At 35.6% G+C, this 7,024-nt stretch carries 3 protein-coding genes; all 3 read right to left on the bottom strand.

The window, feature by feature from the left end; translation table 11 throughout:
• Window positions 1-528 precede the first annotated feature (528 nt).
• Window positions 529-3,675: a DEAD/DEAH box helicase gene (locus ATS74_RS18675; protein WP_058550362.1), complete on the bottom strand. Its 3,147-nt coding sequence runs from the start codon at window positions 3,673-3,675 to the stop codon at window positions 529-531.
• 427 nt (window positions 3,676-4,102) lie between these two features.
• Window positions 4,103-5,065: a hypothetical protein gene (locus ATS74_RS18670; RefSeq protein ID WP_058550361.1), complete on the bottom strand. Its 963-nt coding sequence runs from the start codon at window positions 5,063-5,065 to the stop codon at window positions 4,103-4,105.
• A gap of 15 nt (window positions 5,066-5,080) precedes the next feature.
• Entirely contained in the window at window positions 5,081-6,319 is a 1,239-nt protein-coding gene (locus ATS74_RS18665) for an AAA family ATPase (RefSeq protein ID WP_058550360.1), read from the bottom strand.
• Window positions 6,320-7,024: the final 705 nt, after the last annotated feature.

Here is a 7,024-nt window from a genome sequence, read left to right as displayed (position 1 = left end):
ATAAAAAAAGCCAGCTAAACTAGGCTGGCTCAATCATTACTAAACTTAGTAACTAAACGGGGGAAATCAACATGAAGCTTGTGTTAACTGCAATTAATCAACAAGCGTAATAGTAGACGCCCAACTTTAAATTAAGTTCAAAACTATAAATAAATATTTTTAAATATAATAATTAAGAAAAATTACAGGCATAAAAAAGCCAGCTAAAAGGCGCTGGCTCAGTGGTTACTAAAATTAGTAACTAAATAGGGGGAATCAACATGAAAACTTGTATTAACTGCAATTAATCAACAAGCATAATAGTAGACGCCCAACTTTAAATTAAGTTCAAAAATAATGATAAATATTTTAAATATAATAATTAAGGAAAATTACAGGCATAAAAAAGCCAGCTAAAAAGTGCTGGCTCAGTGGCTACTAAAATTAGTAACTAAATAGGGGGGAAATCAACATGAAAACTTGTATTAACTGCAATTAATCAACAAGCATATTAATAGACGCTTATTTTTTAATTTAGTTCATTAATATTTAATTTTTAATGAGTGATAACATTTGTTGCTCATCAAACTGTGTAAAACTCATAGATTTTTCGGTAAATAAAGCATCTACAAGCGCTTGCTTATCTTGCTGCATTTTAAATACTTTTTGCTCGATTGAATTGCTCATTATTAGTTTATATACAAATACGGGATTAGTTTGGCCTATACGATATGCCCTGTCGGTGGCTTGCTTTTCTACAGCTGGGTTCCACCACGGATCAAAATGAATAACAGTATCGGCTTGCGTTAAATTTAAGCCAGTGCCACCGGCTTTTAAACTAATTAAAAACACCGATGTTTTACCACTTGTAAACTCATCTATTACTTTATCGCGATGACGAGTTTGCCCTGTTAGCATACTAAAATTAATGTGTATTTCTTCAAGGCGTTTAGCTATTAAATCAAGTGCCGATGTAAACTGGCTAAAAATAATTATTTTACGACCAAGGCTTAACATAAGCGGTAAATGTGTTGCGAGCCACTCAAGCTTTGCTGATCCTGCTTGGGTTTCTGGGTCTATTAATTTTGGGTGGCAACAAATTTGTCTTAACTTTAATAGCGCTTCTAAAAAAGCCAACTTACTTTTTTGCACGCCTTGCTCTGCAAATAAGTCTATAAGCTTTTCTTCCAATGAGCGTGTAATGCCTTGATACATTTCTTTTTGCTTAGGCTCAAACTCAAACTCTTTTGTTAACTCTGTTTTTTCTGGTAGCTCTTGAGCAACTTGCGCTTTAGTACGGCGCATTATAAAAGGCATAATTAAGGCTTTTAGCTGCTCTGCACGATCCATATCAGCTTCGCGCTCGATAGGCGTTTGAAAATGTTGTTTAAAATGAGCCTGCGAGCCAAGTAGTGACGGCATAGCAAAGTCGAGTAATGACTTAAGTTCAAGTAAGTTATTTTCAATAGGGGTACCGCTTAAACATAATTTAAACTCGGCATTTAAGCGTTTGACTAAACGCGAAACCTGCGCTGTATTATTTTTAATATATTGAGCTTCATCGAGTATAATATTTTCAAAATAAAGCGGTGAATAGTACGCTATGTCGCGCTTTAAAAGCGGATAGGTTGTAAGTATACACTGCGCCTGAGCTAGGTGCTGTAATGGCTCATTTCGCTGAGCACCAAAAATAGTCGTTACTTTTAAACTTTTAGCAAATTTAGTGATCTCGTTTTGCCAATTACTAACTAAGCTCGTAGGGCATACTATAAGTGTAGGCCCAGCTTGAGGGCGGTTAAAAGTGCTCGCTAAAAAAGCGATTACCTGAAGTGTTTTTCCAAGCCCCATATCGTCGGCTAAAATCCCACCTAACTGATGGCGCTTTAAAAAGCTAAGCCAATCTACGCCTTGTTGTTGATACTCCCTAAGAGTAACGGAGTCGTTTAACCCATGTAAAGCAACAACAGGCATAGCGTAGTCTGTGCTATTTAGCTCTAATAAATATCGCTCTAAAGAATCGTCGTGTAGCTCTACATTTATAGCTGTTTGCTTTACCAGTTCAGGTAAGTACGATAGCGGTATATTAAATTCATCTCGCGTTTTTACAAATTCAAAACGTTCTTTAAATTCGTTAATTAAGTTAATTGCTGATTTATTAATAACCCCAAATTGTCGGCCTACTGGGTAGTAATAAAATAATTCACTTTGTCGATTTAATGACTGATATAGCGGATCAGTATTGGTAAAAAGAGGGGTCGCTTTTGCTTCACCAAGCAAAACTTTACAGTGCATTTGATGCCCTGCAGCGCGATGAACATGCAAGCTAACTTCCGATTGAGGATTAGGACTACTAACTTTGCTTACACTTACTTGCCAGCCCCGCTCTTTAAAACTAGGAAACACTTCAAATATAAGCCAGTGCAAATGAATAGGAGATTGTTTTATAAATACAAATTCACTTTGTAAACCCCCTTTACAAAATTCGAAACCGAGATTAGTAAGCTCATTGGTTACTGTATTTTCAAAAGCACTATTTATTGTATTAGCAGGGGCAGAGCCTGCTAAATAGTTTTTATTTTTATACTTAAATAATAATGAAAGCGATAAACCGCGCTCACCCATTGTTATTTTTAATACCGCATTACTAGAAGGCTTAGGCAAACTAGGCTGTAAATTAGTTGGATGCGGAATAACACCCACACCAAAATTATCCGCTAGTTGTTTATAAATACGATCAAAATTAGCATCGTGCAGGGCAGGCATGGTTTGTAGATGAGCAATTTCGTCACCACTTAATGGAGTACGAATGCGCCCAGCTTTTAAATGGTCTAAGTCTATATATGTAGGAGGCGTAGTTTTTAACAATGCCCAATTTTGGCTTTGCTCAAGCTTGATAACTAATTGCGAAAGGTCTTTATTTTGTTCCCAATTAAAACTCAATGCTTGACCAGTTTGAGCCTTTATAGGCACACGAGAACGTTGAAAAAACAAACGTTCTGTTGCGATTAACTGCTGCAAAGCACTAAAGCCCCATTGGCCTTTAAGCTCAATGTTTCCGACTGCATTTTGCGAGCGGATCCAACTAAATAATCTAAAATCGCTTTCGAGTAAATCGTTTGGAGTAACAAAGCTATTGAGCTGTTGCTCGGTAAGGTTTCTTCCTAGGGTGTAATTTTTTTTGTTTTCAACATTAGCTATTTTTGGTGTTAAAAATACTTTGTTATTTTCAATATCTAAAACAAATAAAAGTACTTGCGATGGCGTTTTTTTATCGTTGCTTTTAAGTGCACTTAACTCGCTAAACCAATCATTTATAAAGTAGTCTTCTCCGTACTCACCAGAGTGTTCTATTTTAAGTTTAAATAAAATGGCAGCCAAATGGCGACATTTGGTTTTTGCGTTACATGTACAATGAGTGTCAACAGAATAACCAGTTGGTACTTTACTGATCTCAATACGTTGATTAAACGATGAACCGTTATCGCCTTGAACCGTAGAGTCCACAACAGAAAAGTTTGGTGTGTGCTCAAGCCAGCTAATTTGACCATTTTTATAATACTCTTTGCCTTTATCAAGAACACTTTCGCGAAAAAGCTTTTTTATAAAGCGTTCAGACAGGGGAAACTGAGTTGCCTGCTCATTTTTTATTTCTTCAAAAATAGCCATTAAATCATTTTTTGATAAGTTAGCAGACATGTCACTCTAAGCATTAAATTTTAAAAATAATTCTGCCAGTATATGCCTTATGTGCGTTGAGCTAAAGCAATATTAACGCAATACAAACTGGTTGGAGCTGATAGGTTAGTAAAAAATCGGTTTATAGCTAAATATGAGCAAAAATTTTTACTAACTGAAATTTAAAACACAGCAAGCTCACAACTTGTATACAAGTTAACAACAAAACAAGGGGCATTACAGATCATAATTTTACTAACGCAGTGGGTTAAACGTGTTTGAAGCAATAAAAGTAACAATTAAGTTAGTAAAAAATTGATCTTCGGTGGGTACGTAAGGATTTTTGAGGCTGTTGGTTGGCAACAAGATCAGATTTTTACCAACTTAAGTATCTGCCAGATCACTATTTAACTAACTAAACAGCACCGGCAGATCATTATTATACTAGCTAATTAAAAGCACCTAAAAGCTTTGTAAGCTGTTCTAAACGCTTATCAGTCATAACTTTATTATCTATTTTAATAGAAACATCACCGCTTTTAATATTACGCTGTACTGATATAAATTTGTTTTCAAGGACTGCTTCACGTTTTGCAGCAACTTCAGGCTCTGCAGTTAGGCGCTTAGTTATAGCCATAGCACGCTTGTCGTCGCTTGTAATAGCATTAAGCTCTTCATCGTTAGCAAGTGCATTAACAAGCTGGTTAAACGCAGCTTCGTCTCGCTCCTTTGCAATTACCAGCTTTTTAGCTACTTCACGACCAACATGATTAGCTGTAGGATAAAGAGAAATAACATCAGCAGGAATTTGCTCATATGCTTTTACCGCATCAGCAATCGCAGTGTGTGAAACACCTTCAATGGTCGCTATTTCACGGTACGAGCCTTTTTTACCTTGCTCAATTAATTCATTTTTAGTTTGCTGATAAGCTTGGCCGAGTTCCCATAAGCTAGGCGCGATGTATTGATCAGACGATACAGCTAAAATTTTAGCATCTTGATCTGTAAAATCAGTAGAGCTAAGCACTAAGTAATCGGCGTTACCTAAAATACAAGCTTTTCGTCTACGTGAGCCTGCTAGTACTAAGCTAGTATCATTTTGCTCCCATAAAAGTGCTGGGTGTTGGTTACGACCATCTTCGCTAATAGCAGGTAATATATCCGATACCGACTTTTCGTTAAGCAGCGCTTGAACACGGCGGTTTTTACCATAAACCTGGGTACTTGCTTCAATATCGCTGTGTGGGATCACTTTACAAACTAGGGTAATTTCGCGCGTAGGATCACTTGGAGCAGGCATTCTAATTACATCGCCAGCGCTGGCTTGCTCTAAAAGTGCATCAAGACTGCTGTTACCTACAGCTGTTGCAAATGGATCTAAGCGGGTGTCGTTTTTACGTTTTCTAGCCATTTTTATTTAACATCCTTACTTAGGGGTATTGAGTGATGATTGAGTAGACTGCCAATTTGATCGAATTAACATTTCAAGTTCATCTACTACGTCTTTGATATTTTCTTGAGCACGCATTAGTGACTCTCGGCTTGCTAAACTATCAGACGCTTTTTGATCAAAAATAGTATTAAAAGACGATGAACTAGCGGTAATTGCAGAGCTATGGTTAATTGGATAACTCATTACTTGGCGACCAAAAGCACTGCGAACATCTTTTACTATATCGCGTTGAGAGTGATTACCTTTTACATAGTTGGTCACCAAAAATTGCATAAAGTCCCAACCATTATGGCCTAGGGCTGCAACAGTATGATAAATCTCACCTAATCGTTTTAAGTATTTATTGTTAGCATCAAAATCAACAGCTTCTGGATGAACAGGAATAAGCATAGCAGTAGATGCCATTAAGGCGTTATAAAACATAAAGTTAAGGGTAGGGGCTGTATCAATTAATATAATGTCAAACTCATCTTTAACGGGGTTTATTACTTTTTCAAGTAACTTATGATAATGGCGAGTTTGCTCATAATTAGAGGTATCTTTGAGTAAAGTAGCAGTTTCGTGCTCAAAATAAAAATCGTCCATACCTGATGGTAAAACACGAATATTAGGAATATGGGTTGGTAAAAATGAATTAGAAACAAACTCTGGCCAAGTTTCACCTTCGTCTAAATCAATACAATCACGCATTAAATCGCCAACAGTAATTGGATCGTGCTCACTTGAAGGAAAGAAGCTTGATGATGAACCTTGCGGATCTAAATCAATTATACCAATACGATAACGTTTGATATTTGTAGTTGCTAAAGCAGCTGCAATATTAACCATGCTCGTTGTTTTACCACAGCCACCTTTAAGCGAATTAATTACTATAACTTGTAATTTGTCGTCATCAGTACGGTGATCTGGCTTAATATCCATAATATCAGCCATAGCAAAAATGTTTACTAAAGTGTAAGCATAGTGGCCATTAGCACCGCGTTTTATATTAAGATCGTCAAAATCACCGTTATCATGTCGTCTTTTTAGGGTACGATTATTACAACCTAGTAAATCAGCTGCTGCTTTTTGAGTGTAGGTTCTTAATTCTTTTTCTTCTGATTTAAGATGAGCGCGGTAATGTTGAATACGTCCTTCTAGTGATTTTTCAGCAACTTCGGCAGTTGCTTTTAAAAGCCGGTAGGTACTTAGCGCGTTATTATTGATAGACATACTTTCTTCCTCAAAGTTAGGCTGCAAGTATAATGTCCATTCAATTAGCTGTAAACAACTATTTAAGACGACATGCATTTTAATAACAAGACATTCAAAAATATTTTTACACCATTAATATTGCTTAGTATAAATAAAGAAGTTTAAAGGTGGTTAAATATATAAGGTAATAAAGGTTAAGGGTGTATAATCTATATATAACTCTATGATTATTATAAATAATACAAAAAAAAGCAGATCAGCTTTATACTTGGTTAAGATCAGATCTTTATCTACCCTTGGATCACCTTTTTACTAAGCTATATTTAAAACATTGAGTTATGCACAAGTTACTCAATTAGTTATGAACAAAAACAGCTCGACAGATCAATTTTTTACTAAGTAAATTATAAAGTTATACACCAAGCAGTGCTTTAAAACGTGGCTTTAATTGGTATAGATCTGATCTGTAGTAAGTACAGATCAGATCTATGCTAACTCAATAAGTCTTTATCCACAGGGATAAAAAATTTAAGGCTAATTTGTCGTGCTAATTTTACAAAAAAACTAAATGTGATGGACAAAATAACACCTGAGTTAGTAAAAATTAGATTTATAACTGTACTCTTAGTAAAATAGTGATCTAAAATCATGATAAATACATTAGCCTTAGTAAAATAATGATCTGAACATTTTATTTAAACTCGGATCACTTTTATACTAACT

Origin of the sequence: Pseudoalteromonas sp. H103, assembly GCF_001469205.1 — a bacterium.
Lineage (GTDB): Bacteria > Pseudomonadota > Gammaproteobacteria > Enterobacterales > Alteromonadaceae > Pseudoalteromonas > Pseudoalteromonas carrageenovora.
The sequence above is the reverse complement of the archived record's forward strand: the minus strand, read 5'-3'. Positions and strand labels throughout refer to the sequence as shown.

Excerpts from the sequence above, each read along its gene's own strand:
- ATS74_RS18675 (WP_058550362.1), bottom strand. The coding sequence starts at position 3,675 with ATGTCTGCTAACTTATCAAAAAATGATTTAATGGCTATTTTTGAAGAA.
- ATS74_RS18670 (WP_058550361.1), bottom strand. The coding sequence starts at position 5,065 with ATGGCTAGAAAACGTAAAAACGACACCCGCTTAGATCCATTTGCAACA.
- ATS74_RS18665 (WP_058550360.1), bottom strand. The coding sequence starts at position 6,319 with ATGTCTATCAATAATAACGCGCTAAGTACCTACCGGCTTTTAAAAGCA.